At 60.4% G+C, this 17,903-nt stretch carries 17 protein-coding genes; 14 read left to right on the top strand and 3 right to left on the bottom strand.

Annotation, left to right across the window (positions count from 1 at the left end; genetic code table 11):
- The first annotated feature begins 313 nt into the window (after nucleotides 1-313).
- The 10 genes from P3T40_RS33155 (at nucleotide 314) to P3T40_RS33110 (ending at nucleotide 10,922) form a co-directional block, all read left to right on the top strand.
- The gene (locus P3T40_RS33155; RefSeq protein WP_429271940.1) at nucleotides 314-1,993 is read left to right on the top strand and encodes an FAD-dependent oxidoreductase; all 1,680 of its coding nucleotides are present in this window, start codon (nucleotides 314-316) and stop codon (nucleotides 1,991-1,993) included.
- Between the two features lie 50 nt (nucleotides 1,994-2,043).
- The gene (locus tag P3T40_RS33150) at nucleotides 2,044-3,186 is read left to right on the top strand and encodes an acyl-CoA dehydrogenase family protein (RefSeq protein WP_429271939.1); all 1,143 of its coding nucleotides are present in this window, start codon (nucleotides 2,044-2,046) and stop codon (nucleotides 3,184-3,186) included.
- Nucleotides 3,187-3,224: 38 nt separating this feature from the next.
- Nucleotides 3,225-4,727, top strand: a complete 1,503-nt coding sequence (locus tag P3T40_RS33145; RefSeq protein ID WP_429271938.1) for an aldehyde dehydrogenase family protein — start codon at nucleotides 3,225-3,227, stop codon at nucleotides 4,725-4,727.
- A gap of 109 nt (nucleotides 4,728-4,836) precedes the next feature.
- Nucleotides 4,837-5,703, top strand: coding sequence for an enoyl-CoA hydratase/isomerase family protein (locus P3T40_RS33140; protein ID WP_429271937.1), 867 nt, complete (start codon nucleotides 4,837-4,839; stop codon nucleotides 5,701-5,703).
- Nucleotides 5,700-6,863 carry a CaiB/BaiF CoA transferase family protein gene (locus P3T40_RS33135; protein WP_429271936.1) on the top strand — a complete coding sequence of 388 codons (1,164 nt, stop codon included), beginning with the start codon at nucleotides 5,700-5,702 and terminating at the stop codon, nucleotides 6,861-6,863. The genes P3T40_RS33140 and P3T40_RS33135 overlap by 4 nt, the downstream gene beginning before the upstream one ends.
- Before the next feature lie 16 nt (nucleotides 6,864-6,879).
- Nucleotides 6,880-8,115 carry an NAD(P)/FAD-dependent oxidoreductase gene (locus tag P3T40_RS33130; RefSeq protein ID WP_429271935.1) on the top strand — a complete coding sequence of 412 codons (1,236 nt, stop codon included), beginning with the start codon at nucleotides 6,880-6,882 and terminating at the stop codon, nucleotides 8,113-8,115.
- 28 nt (nucleotides 8,116-8,143) lie between these two features.
- Nucleotides 8,144-8,458, top strand: a complete 315-nt coding sequence (locus P3T40_RS33125; protein WP_429271934.1) for a 2Fe-2S iron-sulfur cluster-binding protein — start codon at nucleotides 8,144-8,146, stop codon at nucleotides 8,456-8,458.
- Nucleotides 8,459-8,633: 175 nt separating this feature from the next.
- Nucleotides 8,634-9,329, top strand: a complete 696-nt coding sequence (locus tag P3T40_RS33120) for an SDR family NAD(P)-dependent oxidoreductase (protein WP_429271933.1) — start codon at nucleotides 8,634-8,636, stop codon at nucleotides 9,327-9,329.
- A 194-nt stretch (nucleotides 9,330-9,523) separates the two neighbouring features.
- On the top strand, nucleotides 9,524-10,633 hold the full coding sequence (locus P3T40_RS33115; RefSeq protein WP_429271932.1) for a cytochrome P450: 1,110 nt from the start codon (nucleotides 9,524-9,526) through the stop codon (nucleotides 10,631-10,633).
- A 37-nt stretch (nucleotides 10,634-10,670) separates the two neighbouring features.
- Nucleotides 10,671-10,922, top strand: coding sequence for a ferredoxin (locus P3T40_RS33110; RefSeq protein WP_429271931.1), 252 nt, complete (start codon nucleotides 10,671-10,673; stop codon nucleotides 10,920-10,922).
- Between the two features lie 95 nt (nucleotides 10,923-11,017).
- On the opposite strand, the gene P3T40_RS33105 is transcribed toward P3T40_RS33110, so the two are convergent.
- The 3 genes from P3T40_RS33105 to P3T40_RS33095 form a co-directional block, all read right to left on the bottom strand.
- Nucleotides 11,018-11,968: a LysR substrate-binding domain-containing protein gene (locus P3T40_RS33105; RefSeq protein WP_429271930.1), complete on the bottom strand. Its 951-nt coding sequence runs from the start codon at nucleotides 11,966-11,968 to the stop codon at nucleotides 11,018-11,020.
- 100 nt (nucleotides 11,969-12,068) lie between these two features.
- A complete protein-coding gene (locus P3T40_RS33100) occupies nucleotides 12,069-12,311 on the bottom strand; it encodes a hypothetical protein (protein WP_429271929.1) in 243 nt (80 codons plus the stop codon).
- A gap of 177 nt (nucleotides 12,312-12,488) precedes the next feature.
- Entirely contained in the window at nucleotides 12,489-13,289 is an 801-nt protein-coding gene (locus P3T40_RS33095; protein ID WP_429271928.1) for an SDR family NAD(P)-dependent oxidoreductase, read from the bottom strand.
- Nucleotides 13,290-13,473: 184 nt separating this feature from the next.
- On the opposite strand from P3T40_RS33095, the gene P3T40_RS33090 reads away from it, so the two are divergent.
- The 4 genes from P3T40_RS33090 to P3T40_RS33075 all read left to right on the top strand — a co-directional run bounded on the left by P3T40_RS33090 (nucleotide 13,474) and on the right by P3T40_RS33075 (nucleotide 17,473).
- On the top strand, nucleotides 13,474-14,412 hold the full coding sequence (locus P3T40_RS33090) for a cupin domain-containing protein (protein WP_429271927.1): 939 nt from the start codon (nucleotides 13,474-13,476) through the stop codon (nucleotides 14,410-14,412).
- A 236-nt stretch (nucleotides 14,413-14,648) separates the two neighbouring features.
- Nucleotides 14,649-15,650 carry a ketopantoate reductase family protein gene (locus P3T40_RS33085; RefSeq protein WP_429271926.1) on the top strand — a complete coding sequence of 334 codons (1,002 nt, stop codon included), beginning with the start codon at nucleotides 14,649-14,651 and terminating at the stop codon, nucleotides 15,648-15,650.
- A gap of 80 nt (nucleotides 15,651-15,730) precedes the next feature.
- Nucleotides 15,731-16,879, top strand: a complete 1,149-nt coding sequence (locus P3T40_RS33080; protein WP_429271925.1) for a CaiB/BaiF CoA transferase family protein — start codon at nucleotides 15,731-15,733, stop codon at nucleotides 16,877-16,879.
- A 102-nt stretch (nucleotides 16,880-16,981) separates the two neighbouring features.
- On the top strand, nucleotides 16,982-17,473 hold the full coding sequence (locus P3T40_RS33075; protein WP_429271924.1) for a MaoC family dehydratase: 492 nt from the start codon (nucleotides 16,982-16,984) through the stop codon (nucleotides 17,471-17,473).
- The last annotated feature ends 430 nt before the right edge of the window (nucleotides 17,474-17,903 follow it).

Raw genomic sequence — 17,903 nt, 5'->3', positions numbered from 1 at the left:
GATACCAGGGTATGCATGAATGTCTCCAAACGGGCTTTATCGTTTTAGTCGCGTCGACTGTCGCCGAGCCGACAACCGTTCACAGAATAGACACGCAGTGGGAAGCGACACCAATACGATTTTCCGATCCTCTTAGACGAAGAATATTGGTGTCCCTCAAGAGGAATATCCTCTCGAAACCTTCGCAAACAGTATTGGCCCAGGTAACGCTTCGCTCGGTACAGTAGCTCCAGATCGTTTCACCGTGAGTCGATTCCAGACCGGTGAGCCGTCCAGTCAAATCGACGTGTAATGGATGATGGAGCTTGCAACTATGGCGCAATTGAATTCAGCGGAGCGCACGCCTGTGGTCATCGTGGGAGCGGGGCCGGTTGGCCTCGCGCTAGCCGGCGACCTGGGATGGCGTGGCGTGCCGTGCGTGCTGATCGAGAAGGGCGACGGCGAGGTATTCCAGCCCAAGATGGACATGGTCGGCATTCGTACGATGGAATTTTGCCGGCGCTGGGGCATCGTCGACGATGTCGAGAATGCCGGATATAACCGCGACTATTCGCAGGACTATGCGTGGGTCTCGCAGTTGCACGGCGGCTACGAGTTCGGCCGTGAGTCGTTCCCCACAGTGCGCGCCGAGCTTAAGCCTGAGCAAAGCCCGCAAAAGCGCGAGCGTTGCCCGCAAAACTTTTTTGACCCGGTGCTGACGCGTTTCGCCGCGAAGACCGGCAAGGTCCAGATCCATTACAGCACGGAGTTTGTTGGTCACACTGAACGTGATGACGGAGTGACGGTGCGGGTGCGGGACGTGAATTCGGGCGAAGAGCGGCACATCGAGTGCCAGTACCTGGTGGGCTGCGACGGCGGTGCGAGCCGGGTCAAGGAGGCTCTGGGCATCAAGATGAGCGGCACGCCGGCCCTGACCTATACCACCAACGCAATCATTGAATGCCGGGGACTTGAGCAGTTGCACGACAAAAAGCCCGGTTACCGCTACATCTTTATCGGTCCGGAAGGCACCTGGAGCACGGTTGTCGCGATCAATGGGCGGGACTGGTGGCGGTTTTCGATCGTCGGCGACGGGACGATGCGGACCCTGTCCGACGACGATGTGGCGCAGGCATTCCGCCGCGCCGTGGGTCGCGATGACTTCGAGTTCAGGATCATTTCGCTCATGCCATGGATTCGTCGCCAACTGGTGGCCGACGACTACGGCACGGGGCGCGTCAAGATTGCGGGCGACGCGGCCCACCTGACCTCGCCGACGGGCGGTTTCGGCATGAACATGGGCATTCAGGACGCCGTCGATCTCGGCTGGAAGCTGCAGGCGATGACCGAAGGCTGGGGGGGGCCGCACCTGCTCGATACCTATGAATTCGAGCGTCGCCCGGTGGCCATCCGCAACGTGAACGAAGCAACCAATAACCTCAAGCTGATGCTTACGCCGCGCGAAAGCCTGAGCCAAACGGTTTTCGAGCCGGGCCCCGATGGCGATAGGGCGCGCCAGATCTTTGGCGACGCCTACACGCAGATGATGAAGCGCGAGTGGTACACGATCGGCGTTCATCTCGGCTTTCGTTACGAAGGCTCATCCATCGTGGTTCCGGACGGCACGGCTGAACCGGAAGACACCATCAACAGCTATGTCCAGACTGCCCGGCCGGGTCATCGGGCGCCGCACGTCTGGCTTGAGCCCGACCGCTCCACGCTGGACCTGTTCGGGCGCGGCTTCGTGCTGGTTCGCTTCGACAAGGCGCTCGCGGTCGATGAGCTGCTTGGCGCAGCCAGGCAGGCCGGCGTTCCGCTGAGTGTGGCCGATATCGACGACGAAAAGGCGCGTGCATTGTATGAGCGCAAGCTCGTGCTGGTGCGCCCGGACGGACATGTAGCCTGGCGCGCGGATGACCTGCCAGAAGACGTGCGCGCGCTTATCGACATTGTCAGGGGCGTGCAGCCGGTGGCTGCAAGCGCAGTGGTACCTGAAGAGACGATGGCGAGATGAACTCCGTTCTCATAGAGATGGACAGAGCCAAACCACGTTAGGAGGACGGAGTGAAATTCAGCGAAGAGCAAGAGATGCTGCGCGACATGGTCCGCAAGGTCGCGGACGAGCAGGTGCGACCGCTGGTGGCGGGCATGGAGGAAACCAGGCGCTTCCCAGAGGAACTTGTCGAGGTCTTCGGTGATCTGGGACTGTTGCAGATGTGGGTGCCGGAATCCTACGGCGGCCCGGGCGGCGACCTGACGTCCGTCTGTATCGCCAAGGAAGAGATTGGCAAGGTGTCACTCGCGGCGTCGACCTTGTGCGCAAACAACTCGATCGGGCTTATCTTGCCGCTGTTGCACTTCGGTAGCGAAGCACAGAAAGCGCGCTATTTGCCGGAGGCGGCGCGTGGCCGCACGATTTCGGCAGTCGCGATCAGCGAGCCGGAAGCCGGTTCCGACGTGTCGGCGATCCGCACGACGGCGCGCCGCGACGGCGCTTCGTACGTCATCAACGGGCAGAAGAGCTGGATCACGTGGGCCGCCCAGGCCCATTACATGTTGTTGTTCGCGAGGACCGCCGAAGGGCGCGGTCACGACGGAATCAGCGTGTTCCTCGTCGATACCAAAACACCTGGACTCAAGATTGGACGCAAGGAGGTCAAGATGGGCCGGCATGGCTCGCCGACCTACCAGGTGTTTCTCGAAGACATGCGTATCGATGCGGATTGCCTGCTGGGCGGCGAGGGCAGCGGCTTCAAGGCATGCATGAAGATTCTCGACCTCAACCGGCCCTCGGTGGCGGCGTCGTCGCTGGGTCTTGCGCAGGCGTCAGTCGACGAGTCGATCAAATACGCGAAGGACCGCCGTCAGTTCGGCAAGCGTATCGGCGACTTCCAGGCTATCCAGTTCAAGCTCGCCGACATGGCCATGAAGGTCGAGGCCGCGCGCAGGCTGCTGTATTCAAGCACCCAGGAAATCGACAGCGGCGATACCAGCCGTCTGACGATTCTCTCTTCAATGGTCAAGTGCTACGTCACCGATGTCGCGATGGAAGTCGCCCTGGAAGCCGTCCAGGTACATGGCGCTTATGGCTATTCAACCGAGTATCCGGTCGAGCGCTTCATGCGCGACGCGAAGCTGAACCAGATTCTTGAAGGCACGAACGAGATTCATCGACTCATCATCGCCCGCCAGTTGCTGGGTAGATGAGCACGGTTCTTTTTCCTTGAAAACGGAAGGACATCGACATGACGACGACTTTTCATCCCGCCTTGGGTGAAGCCGCGCGAAGTTTTCTCTCCCGGCAGCACCACCTGTTGATTGACGGCCGCATGGTCGAGTCGGACTCCGGGCGGCGCACCGACATTCTCGATCCGGCCACCGGTGAGCTGATTGCCACGGCAGCCGAGGCGTCGGCGAGCGACGTCGACCGCGCTGTCGACGCCGCACGCCGTGCGTTCACAGGGCCATGGAGCAAGACCACGCCGGCCGAACGAACCCGGATCATGCTGCGCTTTGCGTCGTTGATCGAAGCTAACGGCGATGAGCTAGCCGAGCTCGAATGCATCAACAGCGGCAAGCCGCTGCCGTTCTGCCGCAACGGGGACGTAGCCGGCATCGCTGAAATGCTGCGCTACATGGCGGGCTGGACCACCAAGATGGGCGGGGAAACGCCGAACGTGTCGCTGCCGGGCGAATGGCATGCCTATACGTTGCGCGAGCCGATCGGCGTCGTTGGCCAGATCATTCCATGGAACTTCCCACTCAACATGGCGATGTGGAAGATCGCGCCGGCTCTGGCCACGGGTTGCACGATCGTGCTCAAGCCGTCGGAGCAAACACCGCTCACGGCCTTGCGCCTTGGTGAGCTCGCCCTGGAAGCAGGCGTCCCGGCGGGCGTACTCAATATCGTGACCGGCTTCGGCAATCCGACAGGCGCCGCGATTGCCGCTCACCCGGGGGTCGACAAGGTCGCTTTCACCGGCTCCGGTGAAACCGGGCGGCGCATCCTGCTGGCCGCGGCCGGCAATCTGAAGCGTGTTTCGCTTGAACTGGGCGGGAAGTCTCCCGTCATCGTCTTCCCGGACGCGAACCTCGAAGCCGCGGCTGCGGGCGTGTGCTCCTCGATCTTCTTCCACGCCGGCCAGATCTGCGCGGCTGGCTCGCGGCTGTATGTGCACGAGCGCGCCTACGATCAGGTGCTCGAGGCCGTCGCGCGGCGAGCGAAAAGCATCAAGCTGGGCCACGGCATGGAGGTCGGCACCGAGATGGGCCCGGTCATTTCCCGGCGCCAGCTCGATCGCGTGACGGGCTACATCCATAGCGGACAGGAAGAAGGCGCGACCCTTTATGCTGGCGGCGGCACGGCGGGCGAGCGCGGCTTCTTCGTGCAGCCGACCGTGCTGACGGGGGTGAAGCCTGGTATGGCGGTTCACGACGAAGAGATTTTTGGCCCGGTGCTGTGCGCGATGTCGTTCAGCGACGACGCTGACCTCGAGCGCATCAGCGCCACCGCCAATACCACGACCTACGGCCTCGCCGCGAGCATCTGGACGAAGGATCTCGGCATCGCGCACAAGATGGCGCGGCGGCTTCAGGCCGGCATCGTCAATGTCAACGCACTGTCTTCTCCGGATGCCGCGCTGCCATACGGCGGCTACAAGCAGTCGGGATGGGGCCGTGAACGCGGTTTCGACGCGATCAAGCTCTACACCGAGGTCAAGGCAGTCGCGATCAATCTCAACACGTGATGCATGCGGCAACGAAAGGCGGCGCAACGCCGCTTGTCGAATTCGCAGGCAAGACATTTCATCACCAGTCAGGCGCCCGGCATCGAAACGGGCGCGGAGGAGAAACAGCATGACAGGCAGTGTCGATTATCTGGCGAAAGAGGGCCGTGCCTACATCACGATCAATCGTCCGGAAAAGAAAAATGCAATGACCAACACGATGTTCGAGCAACTGATGGACGGCTACGATCGCGCCGAGATGGACGACGACGTTCGCGTGGTGGTTTTGCAGGGAGCAGGCGACGACTTCTGTACCGGCCATGACCTGGCCGAGGTCGGCAACGAGTACGGAGAGACTACTTACGACGACAAAGGCCGTCCACGCAAGCCGAGCCAGCGTGCACGCCTGCTGCACGACAAGCGCTACCTCGAGCGCTTCGAGCGGGTGTTCAAGTTTCTCAAGCCAACCCTCGCGCTCGTCAAAGGCTACTGCCTGGGCGGCGGCCTGTATCTGGCCGAAGGCTCCGATCTGGTGATCGCCGCCGACACCGTCAAAATGGGTCATCCCGAGCAAAAACTCGGCCTTTCGGGGGCAGCCTACTTTGCCGCGTGGGAAATGATGACCCTGGGGCCGCGCAAGGCGCGCGAGCTGCTGCTGATGGCCGATGTGTGGGATGCGCCGACCTGTCTGGCGACTGGCCTCGTCAACAAGGTCGTGCCACTCGCGTCGCTTACCGACGCCGGCGAAGAATGGGCCGAGCGTATCGTGCGTCTGCCGCGCGACGGCATTGTCATGGGCAAGGCGGCGACGAGCCTGGCAATGGATTCGCTGGGCATTACCAGCCAGTTTTCCTATGGGCACGTGTTGCATTCGCTTGCGACCAACGTGCGCTACGAGGCGGACGAATACAACTTCATGAAGCAGCGGCGCGACAAGGGGGTGCGTGCGTCGAATCACGATCGCGAAGCATTCTACGTGACGAAGGAAAAGGAATGAAAGCGGCACTGAAGGGACTGAAGGTTCTCGACTTCACGCAGATGATGACGGGGCCGTTCGCGACGATGATGTTGGGCGATTCGGGCGCCGATGTGCTCAAGGTCGAGCAACCCGACGGTGATCCGTTTCGCCGTTCCGGCGAAACGACGTTGGGCGGCGATGGCGCGTTCTTTCTCGGCGTCAACCGTAACAAGCGCAGCATCGTACTGGATCTGAAGACTGAAGAGGGAAAGGCCGCCGCATTAGCGCTCGCGGCGCAAGCCGACGTGCTGGTCGAAAATTTCCGGCCTGGGCTGACCGATAAAGCGGGTCTCGGCTATGAAGAGCTGCACAAGATCAATCCGCGGCTCATCTACTGTTCGATCTCCGGATTCGGACGCACCGGGCCGGACCGCAACCGCCCCGCGCTGGATATGGTCATTCAGGCTGTATCCGGAGTCATGCAGGTGACCGGCACGGAAGAATCCGGTCCGCTCAAGACGGGTTTCCCGTTCTCGGACCTGGTGACCGCGCTGATCGCCACAATCGGCATACTCGTCGCCCTGCAGGCGCGTGAGCGCACGGGAGAGGGACAGCGCGTCGATCTGTCGATGCTCGATGCGAGCATCTTCAGCCAGGTGCCGCGTGACGTCTACTTCGACCTCACGGGAATTACGCCAGCGCGCATGGGCAACCAGCATTGGGACATTGTGCCCAATAACACCTATGCGACTTCCGACGGCCGGGACATCATGATCATCACGATCAATGACAAGTTCTGGCAGATCCTTTGCGACGCGCTCGGCGCGAGCGAACTCAAGACCGATCCGCAGTTTGCGACCAAGGCGGCGCGGCTCGCAAACCGGGAGCAGGTGGATGCCCGCCTGTCGGAGATTTTCGCCACGCGCGATCTGGCCAGCTGGGAGCAGGCGCTCTCTTCCTCCGGCGCTATCTATGGCACGGTCAGAACCTGGCCCGAGGTATTCAGCGACGAGCATGTCGTCAACACGCTGCTTAAGACGCTGCACCATCCGAAGGGCGGTGCGTTCAAGGTGATCAACAACCCTCTGCAGTTTTCCGGTACGCCCACACAGATCATGCGCGCTCCGCCCATGCTGGGTGAACACACCGCGCAGATACTGACGGAAGCGGGCGTGGCCTGGCCGCTGTTGGACGAGTAAGCATAAGGGGGCTCTCATGCACGACACGTGCATCATCATCGGCGCGAGCCACGCAGCGGCTCAACTGGCGCCCAGCCTGCGCCAGGAGGGTTGGGAAGGGCCGATTGTCGTGATCGGCGATGAATCCTGCCTGCCGTATCATCGTCCGCCACTTTCAAAGGCTTATTTGCTCGGCGAGAAGAACGCGGACGATTTGCTGATTCGTACAGCGGACGTGTACGCCCGGTTTGGCATCGAATTCCGGCTCGGCGAGCGCGTCGAAGCGATCAATCGCGGCAACAAGACCGTCACGCTGCGTAGCGGAGAAGTGCTCAGCTACGGCAAGCTGGCGATCTGCACCGGAACGCGGGTGCGGACCGTTACGTTGCCGGGCTCAAGCCTCGGCGGCATTCACTATCTGCGCAACATCGGCGATATCGATCGCATCCGCACCGACGTACGTGCCGAGGGGAGCGCTGTAATTGTGGGCGGCGGCTATATCGGGCTCGAGACGGCAGCGGTGCTGAACAGGCTCGGCATGCGCGTCTCGGTGCTGGAGATGGCGCCGCGGGTGCTGGCGCGGGTCACGGCGCCCCAGGTCTCCGAGTTCTTCGAGCGTGTGCATCGCGAAGAGGGCGTCGCTATCCACACCAATGTCGCGGTCAGCGGATTCGAAGGCGGCCAGCGGGTCGAGCAGGTCATCTGCGCCGACGGCGCCCGTCTTCCAGCCGACCTGGTGGTCATCGGCATCGGCGTTACGCCGAATGTCGAAATCGCCGAACAGGCGAATCTCCCGACCGACAATGGCGTAATAGTGGATGCATGCGCGCGCACTTCCGATCCGAATATTGTCGCAGTGGGTGACTGCACGATGCATCCATCACCGTTCTACGGCTATATCCGGCTCGAGTCGGTGCCCAATGCGACAGAACAGGCGAAAAGCGCCGCGGCCACGCTCTGCGGCAAGGAGAAGCCTTATCACGCATTGCCGTGGTTCTGGTCGGATCAATACGACATCAAGCTGCAAATCGCTGGACTGAACCTGGGCTATGACCAGGTCGCCGTGCGGGGGGACCGTAACGCGGGCCGCAGTTTCAGCGTGTTCTATCTGAAGAGCGGCAAGCTGGTCGCGGCGGACTGTATCAATCGGCCTCAGGAATTCATGTTCAGCAAGAAGCTGATTGCCGAGAGTATCGAGGTGAGCCCAGCGCAACTGGCGGATGAGAGTCTTGCGTTCAAGTCATTGCTCGACGGCGTAAAGACAGGGTGTTAATCGAACCATGCAACAAACGAGGTGTGCTATGCCAGTAGTCAAATATGTTCAGGCCGATGGACGAGCCTTCGAAGTGGAGGTGCCCGTCGGCAGTTCCGTCATGCAAGGCGCCGTCGATAACCTGATCGAAGGTATCGCAGCCGAGTGCGGGGGCGCGTGTAGTTGCGCGACTTGCGAGGTCTATGTGGATGAGGCGTGGATGCCAGTCGTAGGCGAGGCCTGCGACATCGAAAGGGGCATGCTGTCCGCTTCCAGCGACCTGCGCCGCAACAGCCGCCTGAGCTGCCAGATCGAGGTCACGCCCGAACTCGAAGGCCTGATCGTCGCGATCCCTGCGGGCTGACGGTTGGCCACCGTCGCTGCGGTCGGCTCGATAGGAATTCGATCTCAGGACCGCTCTAAATAATATTGGACCCGCGCTGCGTTTGCATTGAATCTAGAGTCTGGTTCCTCCTTCGCGAGGACGACGCTGATAGCGCATAAATCGTAACGAGACATATTGTGAGAAGAGGTGACGCATGACCAGCAAAGTTGCAGTTGTCACAGGCTCTAATGGCCTGACCGGGCAAGCCATTTGCAGCAATCTGACTGAACGCGGATATACCGTCGTCGGGCTCGATGTCGGCGACGCCGGCAAAGGCGGCTACGCGTATCGCAAGTGCGATGTGACGGATCACGAACAGATCAAGGCATCCATCGAAGCGATCGATGCGGAGTACGGCACGATTCGCGTGCTGGTGAATAACGCCGGCGTATGGCACGGCAAGACCTTTTTTGATATCGCGCCGTCGGACTATGACTTCACGTATGGCGTGAACGCACGCGCCCCCTTTTTTCTGAGCCAGGAAGTGGCAAAGCGTCTGATCAAGGCGGGCGGTGGCGGAGTCATCGTGAATCTTGCGTCGATCGTCGCGACCAACGGCAGTGGCGTCACCGATTACGGCGGTTCTAAAGCGGCAGTCGTTAACTTGACCAAGAGCCTGGCGAAACCGCTAGGGCCACACGGCATCCGCGTGGCAGCCGTGTCGCCTGGCACGATCAATACTGCGATGGGCGAAAAAGTACCGAAGGAAATCCGCGACCGACTGATCGCCGGTTCGGCGCTGCAGCGCGCAGCTGAACCTGAAGAGATCGCCTCTGCGGTGGGCTTTCTCGTGAGCGACGACGCCCGCTACGTGACGGGCGCAACGCTCGACGTCAACGGCGGCCTGTAGGACCTGCCTGTCGAAGCGACCCTTTACGGCGGCTGCCGATCAGTGCCACTTTGAGGATCGGCAGGCGCGCATATGATACGAGTGGAGGAACAATGTCGGAATGTCCGTTTAGCAAGCCATCGTTTCCGATGGCGAGGCAGTGCCCTTTCTTGCCACCGCAAGAATATGCGAATTTTCAGCGGCAAGCAGGGCCCGTGAAGGTTCAGATGTGGGATGGCACCGACGCGTGGCTCTTCACGCGCTATGACGATGTACGCGCGGTGCTGGGCGACAATCGCTTCAGCGGCAATCCGGCCACGGCGGGGTTTCCGAGTCTGTCAGCAGCGCGGAACGCCGTGCTCGACCTCGAGCCTGCCTTCATTCGCATGGACCCGCCGCAGCATGGACATTTCAGGCGCATGCTGACGAAGGAGTTCATGATCAAGCGTGTCAGCGCGATGCGTCCGACTATCGAGTCGATCTTCGATCGTTTGCTCGACGAGCTGTTGCAGAAGGGACCGCCCGCGAATCTTGTGGATGACCTCTTCCTGCCGCTGACTTCGGAAGTGATTGCGGGCCTGCTAGATGTCCCCAGCAAGGACCATGGCTTCTTTCAGGAGCAAAGTAGGCTCAAGGTTTTGCTGGATGTGGATCCGGAAGTGCCCAAGGAGGCTTCGGCGCGCATTCTTGGCTATCTCGACGAGCTCATCACCGACCGGGAAAAGGACGCGGAGCAAAGGGAGGACCTGCTGAGCCGCCTGATCGTCGAGCAGGTGCGACCTGGACATCTGAGTCACCGTGAACTGGTGGTGATGGCGGAGCTGCTGCTGATGGCCGGCCATGAAACCACGGCGAACCAGATGGCGCTGGGTGTCTACAGTTTCCTGAGTAATCCAGATCAACTTGAACTGCTACGAAAGGACCCGTCGTTGGTGCGGAATGCCGTTGAAGAAATGCTGCGCCTTCATACGATTGTGCATTACAACGCGTTCCGCGCGGCGCTCGAAGACGTCGAGGTTGCCGGCCAGATGATTCGCAAGGGCGAAGGCGTAATTGCCCTGATTTCCGGCGCTAATCACGATGCGGCCGCATTTCCGGACCCGCAAAAATTCGACATTACGCGCAAGGCCGATCATCACGTCGCGTTCAGTTATGGGATTCACCAGTGCCTCGGACAACCGCTCGCTCGGGTCGAACTGCAAGTGGTGTTCGGGACTCTCTTCGAACGCATTCCGATGCTACGGTTCGCAGTGCCGCACGAGCAGGTCGAAGGGAAGGGAGATCATTTCGTACAGGGTCTGCAGGCACTGCCGGTGACCTGGTAAGTTGCTGGCACTGCGATAGGGACAAGGAGAGTCACATATGTCAAAGAGCGTCTTGAGGTTTCGGGTGACGGCGGATCAGAGCGTCTGCGTCGGTGCGGGTTTATGTGTTCTGTCGACAAGCGAGGTCTTCGACCAGCGCGACGAGGACGGTGTCGTTAAGGTGTTGCAGGACTATCCGGACGAGACGCTCTACGAAAAGGCGATGGGAGCGGTCCGCAAGTGCCCATCAAAGGCGATCAGGGTGGAACAGTTGCCCGACGACAGAATCGAACCTGTTGACGGGCGGTGAGAGCGAGCGCGCATCGTGTTCCGGCCATCATGGCACCAAGGTGCATGTTGCGCACGCTTTGGCTTTCGTGACGGATGACGCTGAAAGCTAACCCCTCATTCGGCTTCAACCATGACGCGCGAGCGCGAGGTGTCCAGAAACAGCTCGGGGTGTTGCGCCATCAAGATTGCTGCATTGGATCGCGCGGCTTCACGCCAGGGACCAAGCAAGGGTGGAACGCGGTCCTTGTGCCATGCGAGCGAAAGTGAAACACCAGGGGACTCGGCATTCAGCGGCCGGTAGGCGATACCAAGTGGCTTCATGAGCTGCATGATCGCCGGTACTACGGCCACGCCCATTCCAGCGGCGACAAGGCAGGCGGACGTATGCATGTCGTAAGCTTCTCTGGCGATAGTGGGCTTGTGGTCTTCGTCTTCGAAAATGTCGAGGATCCGGTCACCATAGCCTCGCTCGGTCGCGGTGCCGCGCGCCACGGCGATCAGGGGCCATGTTGCGAGATCTTTCAAGTCAACTGGGCCGGGCTGGTCGTACTCGCTCTCGGCCGGCACAGCCACCACCAGCAGTTCGCGATATAGCAGTTCGGTTACGATGCTATGGTCGTAGATATGACCGCGCACAAGGCCGACTTCGATAGCCCCTTCCTTAAGCCCGGCGATCTGCTGGGAAATCGTCATTTCCTGCAGGCTCACATCGGAGTTGGGGGTCAACGCCTTGAAGAGGCGCAGTGTATTGGGCAGGAAGCAATATATTGCCGTGTAGATTGCACCGACCATCAGGTGGGCCTGCGCTCCGCGCCCGGACGCGCGAACCGCCGCAATGGCGGCCGAGGCGGTGTTCAACACGCGCTGTGCATGTTCGACGAGGATGTCGCCCGCTGGCGTCAGCATCACCTTGCGCTTCTCGCGCGTAAACAGCGGTGTGCCCAGTTCTTCTTCGAGCGCAATGATCTGTGCGCTCAGCGCAGGCTGCGCGATGTTCACACGCTCCGAAGCGCGCGTGAAGTTGAGTTCGGCTGCCACTGCCAGGAAATATTGGAGCTGGCGCATGTTCATTTCCGCTTTCCTTCTTCGGTGGTCCTCATTCAGGACACGTAGAACCTGATGCAGCGGCAAGCGGTTCTAGCGTCGACTCAATGAATCAACAGTCTTAACGGGCACGGGCACGGGCACGGTGACGGTCGCGTTGCGGTTGCTCGGCAAGAGCGGTCGCGGCCCCCCAATACTCGGCGACGAGCCGCGGGTCGAATGCGGTGCCGACGGGATCGACCATGTAGAGCGCGAGTGCGACGCGTCGCAGAAGGCGTTCGATCTGCTCGCCCAGCGCCCATGTCGCTATAAGGGAATCAAGCCGGTTCGATCCGCTCGATGCGGGCTCAACGCGTTTTTGCATGATGTCGTCTCCTTGTTCGTGCTTTACCTGCTGCGATCAGGTGAGCATCGACGGTGTGGCCGGGAATACCGCGCAAGCAACGCCTTACCGCAGCACCGCGATCGCTGGCAGCGCATGCATGGCAGACGGATGCTGCGAACCGCTGCGCCAGAGAGAGCGTGCCGCCGCCGTGTGGCCTCAGTGAACACCGCGCCAGGCCAGCGTGCCAGCGTCGATGCTGAACACGCTGCCAGTCGAAAACGAAGCCTCGTCGGAGGCAAGAAAGCACACAAGCTTCGCAACTTCCTCGGGGTGGCCGAGGCGTTTGATGAGGTGCGTGCCCCACAGCCTGGCTTTCGCTTTGGCGCGGTCCGCCGCGTGCTCGATGCTGTGGCTCAGCATGGGCGTGTCGATGGCGCCGGGGGCATACGCGTTGCAGCGGATGCCGGCGTCCGCGAGGTCAACTGCGATGGCTTTCGTCAGCATGACGACGCCGCCCTTGCTAGCTGCATAGGCGGGCAGTCCCGGATAGGCGACGGTGCTCGCAACTGAAGCGCCATTGACGATCGCCGGGCTGCGCGTGGACTTGCGCAAATAAGGCGCGGCAAATCGGGAGGTCAGCCACATCGCCTTCAGGTTGACGCTGATCACCTTGTCCCAGATATGTTCGGGCAGGTCTTCAATGGTCGGCGAGCGCCCCGTCAGCCCGTCGTCGGTGACGCCCGCGTTGTTGATCAGGACATCGATACCGCCGGCGCGCCTCGCGGTTTCGTCGATCATGTGGCGGATCGATTCCGTGACCGACAGGTCTGTGCGGATGAAGGCGGATTGGGCGCCGGCCGCATCGACCTGCGTTGCGGCGGCAATGCCGTTTTCCTCGTGGATATCGGCGAGGGTCACCCAGGCCGCACCTTGCCTGGCCGCCTCGATTGCAATGGCGCGCCCCATGCCTTGCGCCGCGCCCGTGACGATCACGATCCTGTCTTTCAGCTTGGTCATCCGCGTCTCCACCATGTTTTGTCGGGCCGTTGCGGCACCCTCTGCGATGCCCGTCGGGTTCCCGTCCGTCGGCCGAAAGGACCATTGACCTCGGGCACGACGGGTGAATTTTCAAACTACATTATCGAAATGAACGGAGATGATCTATAACTAACCATCTCTATAAATTTACCGATCGTCTTGAATGGACCTGCTCACCGATATCGTCAGACTGATGCGTCCACAGACGGTGCTTTGGCGAACCGTCGAAGCGCGCGGGCGGTGGGGAATGGCGGTGCCTTATAGGGCGGAGCCGCGCTTTTGCCTCGTGGTGGCAGGGCACTGCTGGTTTGTGCCGGATACCGGCCCCGCGCGGCTGATGCGGCAAGGTGACTATTTCCTGATGGCCGCAACGCCGCGCTATTGTCTGGCCAGTGATCTCGACGTGATGCCCCACCTTGCCGCTCTTTCGGTCAACGCCGACAAAGGGGACTACGTCCGGTGGGACGACGCCAGCGAAGGCGAGCCGACGCGCCTTGTAGGCGGCTATTTCCAGATCGATCACGAGCATTCGCCACTGCTTTCGGGCCTCTTGCCGGAGCTCATGGATATTTGTTCGTCGGATGAGGCGACCGGCCGCCTGACCCGCGCACTTGAACTCATCGGCGAAGAGGCGAGTTGCAACCTGCCGGGCCGCGAACTCGTGATGAGCCGGCTGGTGGAAATCATGCTGGTCGAGGTGCTGCGCCGCCCCATGCAACACATGGAAGGACAACGCGCTGGCTGGTTGAGCGGCATGGCGGACCCGCAGATCGCGTTGGCCCTTCAGGTGATGCACGCTGACGTCGCCCATCATTGGACACTCGACACGCTGGCCAAACATGTCGGCATGTCCCGCGCCGTTTTTGCGCGCCGCTTCACCGAGCGCGTGGGTGTGGCGCCCGCTACCTATCTCTCGAACTGGCGGATCGCGCTCGCAAAAGACGCGCTGCTCAACAGCGATCGTTCAATCGGGGATATTGCGCTATCTATCGGCTACCTGTCGGATAGCGCTTTTTGCACCGCATTCAGCCGAATAGTCGGACGCCCACCCGCGGTGTATCGAAAGATCGGCCGCAAAGGCTACAATGGCGAGGCCGGCTGAACGGTTCAGTCGACCCGTTTCGGCATCGCCGTCGCGGACCGCGCCGCGCAAATGTCTCTGGGACTCCCCGCCGAGCTATCGGTGGATATGCTTGATCAATCGTTTTTTCGTATTTGCCACGCCCTTAGCTCCCGCCTTATCTTCTGCACATCGTGTGGTCCTGCAGGCGTGCACGGATGTGCCCGGCATGCAAGCGACGCAAGGCATCACTCAACGGTTAAGCAAGAGAGTTCAACATGCTGAAGGTATGCATTTTCGGAGGCGGCGCGATTGGCGGGTATATTGCGGCCCATTTGGCTCGCGCGAAGCAATGCGAGGTCAGCGTCGTCGCTCGCGGAAAAACGTTCGAAGCGATTCGAAACAACGGTATTCGGATCGTCAAGCCATCCGAAGAGTTCACTGTGGCCGTCAATGTCTGTGCGGCCCCTGACCAACTGGGCACACAGGACTACATCTTCGTCACGCTTAAGGCGCATCAGATGGATGGCGCGATCAATCAGATCGTTCCGCTAATGGATAGTCACACGACTGTGTTACCTCCGACCACCGGCATTCCTTATTACTTTTTTCACGACTGGCAAGGTGGTTCTAAAGACCGCCAGATGGATGGGATCGATCCGAACGGGCGCCAATGGCGCGCGCTGCCTCCTGAGCAGGCACTCGGTTGTGTGTACTGGATCGGCGCTCATTCTATCGAGCCGGGTGTGATCGTGCAGGACGGTGAAAAATCTGGATGTCCAATAGGAGAACTGAACGGAATCCACTCGGAACGAGTAGGACGTCTCGCGGAGTTGCTGAATGCAAGCGGCATTGCATCGAAGGTCAACAGCGACATTCGCGCCGCAATCTGGGTCAAGTTTGTCAACAGCCTGTGCTGGAACCCGGTTGCCGTTCTGACGCAGGCCACGCTCGGCGAAATGCGCGAGGCGGGCAATGTCGTGCCGGTCGTGAAAGCGATGATGAAGGAGGCTGATACGGTGGCGTCGCGATTGGGCCTCGAGATTGGGCCGGACCCTGAAAAGCGCATCGCGATGACGCTGAGCGCACCCCACCACAAGATGTCCATGCTGCAGGATTTCGAAGCCGGTCGTCCGCTGGAACTCGAAATGCTTGCGCAATCACTGCGTGCGGTTCGCGAGCTTACCGATGTGCAGACACCGGTGCTCGATTCCATGCTGGCGCTGGCAACGCTTCGCGCACAGACGGCGCGGCGCCCAAATGCCGTGGCGCCTCACTGAACCTGGATGCGGCAGTGCGCCCGTTCACGTGGCGACACAGGCCGGTTCCCACCCTTCATTCGATTAGAGGAGCAGTACCGATGACATCTTGCCCAGCTTCTGTTGCGAGCGCTTCGAATCGCGCCGTCCGGCGTCCCCTTGAAGGTTATAAGGTCATCGAGGCGTGCAGCTATATTTCCGGGCCGTTCTGTGCGCAGATGCTAGCCGACCTCGGCGCGGAAGTGATCAAGGTAGAGCCGCCTTCAGGTGACCCGTACCGTAACTTCGGGCACAGCTGGGAGGGTGTCGGCACCGTGTGGACCAATTCGAATCGCGATAAGAAAAGCGTCATGCTGGATCTCAAGTCGCCGGACGACCTGTCCCGTTTCAAATCGCTTCTGAGCAGCGCGGATATCTACATTGAGAACTGGCGTCCCCATGTTTCCGCTTCGCTGGGTTTAAGTTTCGATCAGTTAAGCCAATTGAATCCGCGCCTCGTGCAGTTGTCGATCACTGGCTTTGGTCCGGACGGCGAGCTCGCAAAAGAGCCGGCCTTCGATGCGCTGATCCAGGGACGTACCGGGCTGTTGAGCTACGAGGCGGCCGGCGGCACGCCGCGTACGACGAATACGTTCCTCGCAGACAAGGTCGCGGCCGTGTTCGCCGCGCAAATGGCGCTGGCAGGACTGATTGAACGTGAGACCACGCAACAGGCGGTCCATCTCGAGACATCGATGCTGGACATCATGTCTTACTACAATTTTCCAGACATGTTCCATAACCAAACCTTCGTCGAAGATGATGCGGCGGTTACGTTAGCGCCGCAGCCAGTGCTCGCGACGAAGGACGGCTATCTGGTGCTTTCGCCCGTTTCCGGAAAGCAGCTGAGCAGGACGCTAGATGCCGTCGGGCGTCCCGAGTGGAAAGAAGAGATCAAGCAGATCGCCGATCGTAAGAAAATGACGCATACATTCTTCCAGCGGATTGCCGAACCGCTGAAACAGAAGACCACGGCCGAATGGCTCGAGCGCTTTCGCGAACTGGATGTTCCCGCTGGCCCCGTCAATGAGCCGCGCGATCATCTGACCGATCCGCAGGTCATCCATAACGAGCTCTATTCTGAACTGGACACGCCGGCGGGTAGGGTGCGGGCGATCCGGTATCCGGCCCGCTTCAATGGGCAGTTACTGAAGCCTCGCAGTCCGGCTCCCGGGCTCGGCGCAAGTAATCGCGATGTATTCGAGGATTGAAGGGCAAAGTGTCGAGCCCACTGCGTCAAGGCGTTGGTGCACTCGGCATCGTAACCGCACGGTGTCATATCATCCCATGACGCTCCAGCAACGGAGGCTAACGTGCCGATACTCCTAAGAGGTGTCGAGGGGATCCAGGCCTATGTGGGTTTTAATCTTGGCAAAAGCAGTTGGGTCGAGATCGATCAGGCGATGATCAATAACTTCGCTTCGGTAACCGATGACTCGGACTGGCTATGTGTTGATGAAGACAGAGCGAGAAACGGGCCGTTCGGTGGAACCGTTGCGCAAAGCTACCTGATCTTGAGCTTGGTGACGCCCATGTTGCACGACATTTACCTGCTCGAGGGAGTCGGGCATAGCTCGCACCACGGGCTCAACCGGTTGCGCTTTCCGGCTCCTGTCCCGGTGAACTCGAGCGTTCGCCTGGACGCGACATTGCGGTCGGTGGAGCGAGTGGAGGAAGGCGTGGAACTCTTGCTTGAATGTGCAATGGAGTGCGATGGAAGGAGTACCCCGGTTCTTCTGGCCGAAATTATCTGTCGTGTCTGGCCGGCCGATTGCGCGACAGCGCGATCGACGGTCCCTGGATGAAGCGCATCTTTCCGCCGTTTGTCAGGATTGGAGCTGCTAGCCGCGGTAACGCCGGTTATCACGGCAGCAACACCGAATCGCTAATTAGCAACGCATCCCGAGATGGCTTTGCGAAATGTTCGGTTTTTTTTGGTCGCGCATGCATCTCCCGCAACAGGGATTGCTTTTCGGTCGGTCCGGTTGACGCGAGTTCGAAGGTAATTTGACTCGTCAAACGGTACCTTCGTGGCCAATGATGCACCCTCTTCCCTGCATTCCCTGAAGACCGTAAGGTCCACTCATTGTCGCATGCACCAGGTTGAGGCCGATTCCATCGGCGTTTATCGTCATATTTAGGATCGTCGGCGGAATCTGTGGGTGAATTAGTGTGCGCGGCTAGCCAAGTGAAGCTCGATTCAGATACTGATAGAGCTTGCGACATGTTGCATCA

It is taken from the genome of Paraburkholderia sp. EB58 (genome assembly GCF_050436665.1).
Classification (GTDB): Bacteria; Pseudomonadota; Gammaproteobacteria; order Burkholderiales; family Burkholderiaceae; genus Paraburkholderia.
The sequence above is the reverse complement of the archived record's forward strand: the minus strand, read 5'-3'. Positions and strand labels throughout refer to the sequence as shown.

Coding starts and splice junctions, on each gene's coding strand:
- P3T40_RS33105 (WP_429271930.1), bottom strand. CDS start 11,968: ATGCGCCAGCTCCAATATTTCCTGGCAGTGGCAGCCGAACTCAACTTC.
- P3T40_RS33120 (WP_429271933.1), top strand. CDS start 8,634: ATGACCAGCAAAGTTGCAGTTGTCACAGGCTCTAATGGCCTGACCGGG.
- P3T40_RS33110 (WP_429271931.1), top strand. CDS start 10,671: ATGTCAAAGAGCGTCTTGAGGTTTCGGGTGACGGCGGATCAGAGCGTC.
- P3T40_RS33095 (WP_429271928.1), bottom strand. CDS start 13,289: ATGACCAAGCTGAAAGACAGGATCGTGATCGTCACGGGCGCGGCGCAA.
- P3T40_RS33125 (WP_429271934.1), top strand. CDS start 8,144: ATGCCAGTAGTCAAATATGTTCAGGCCGATGGACGAGCCTTCGAAGTG.
- P3T40_RS33100 (WP_429271929.1), bottom strand. CDS start 12,311: ATGCAAAAACGCGTTGAGCCCGCATCGAGCGGATCGAACCGGCTTGAT.
- P3T40_RS33130 (WP_429271935.1), top strand. CDS start 6,880: ATGCACGACACGTGCATCATCATCGGCGCGAGCCACGCAGCGGCTCAA.
- P3T40_RS33080 (WP_429271925.1), top strand. CDS start 15,731: ATGACATCTTGCCCAGCTTCTGTTGCGAGCGCTTCGAATCGCGCCGTC.
- P3T40_RS33135 (WP_429271936.1), top strand. CDS start 5,700: ATGAAAGCGGCACTGAAGGGACTGAAGGTTCTCGACTTCACGCAGATG.
- P3T40_RS33090 (WP_429271927.1), top strand. CDS start 13,474: ATGGACCTGCTCACCGATATCGTCAGACTGATGCGTCCACAGACGGTG.
- P3T40_RS33085 (WP_429271926.1), top strand. CDS start 14,649: ATGCTGAAGGTATGCATTTTCGGAGGCGGCGCGATTGGCGGGTATATT.
- P3T40_RS33155 (WP_429271940.1), top strand. CDS start 314: ATGGCGCAATTGAATTCAGCGGAGCGCACGCCTGTGGTCATCGTGGGA.
- P3T40_RS33145 (WP_429271938.1), top strand. CDS start 3,225: ATGACGACGACTTTTCATCCCGCCTTGGGTGAAGCCGCGCGAAGTTTT.
- P3T40_RS33140 (WP_429271937.1), top strand. CDS start 4,837: ATGACAGGCAGTGTCGATTATCTGGCGAAAGAGGGCCGTGCCTACATC.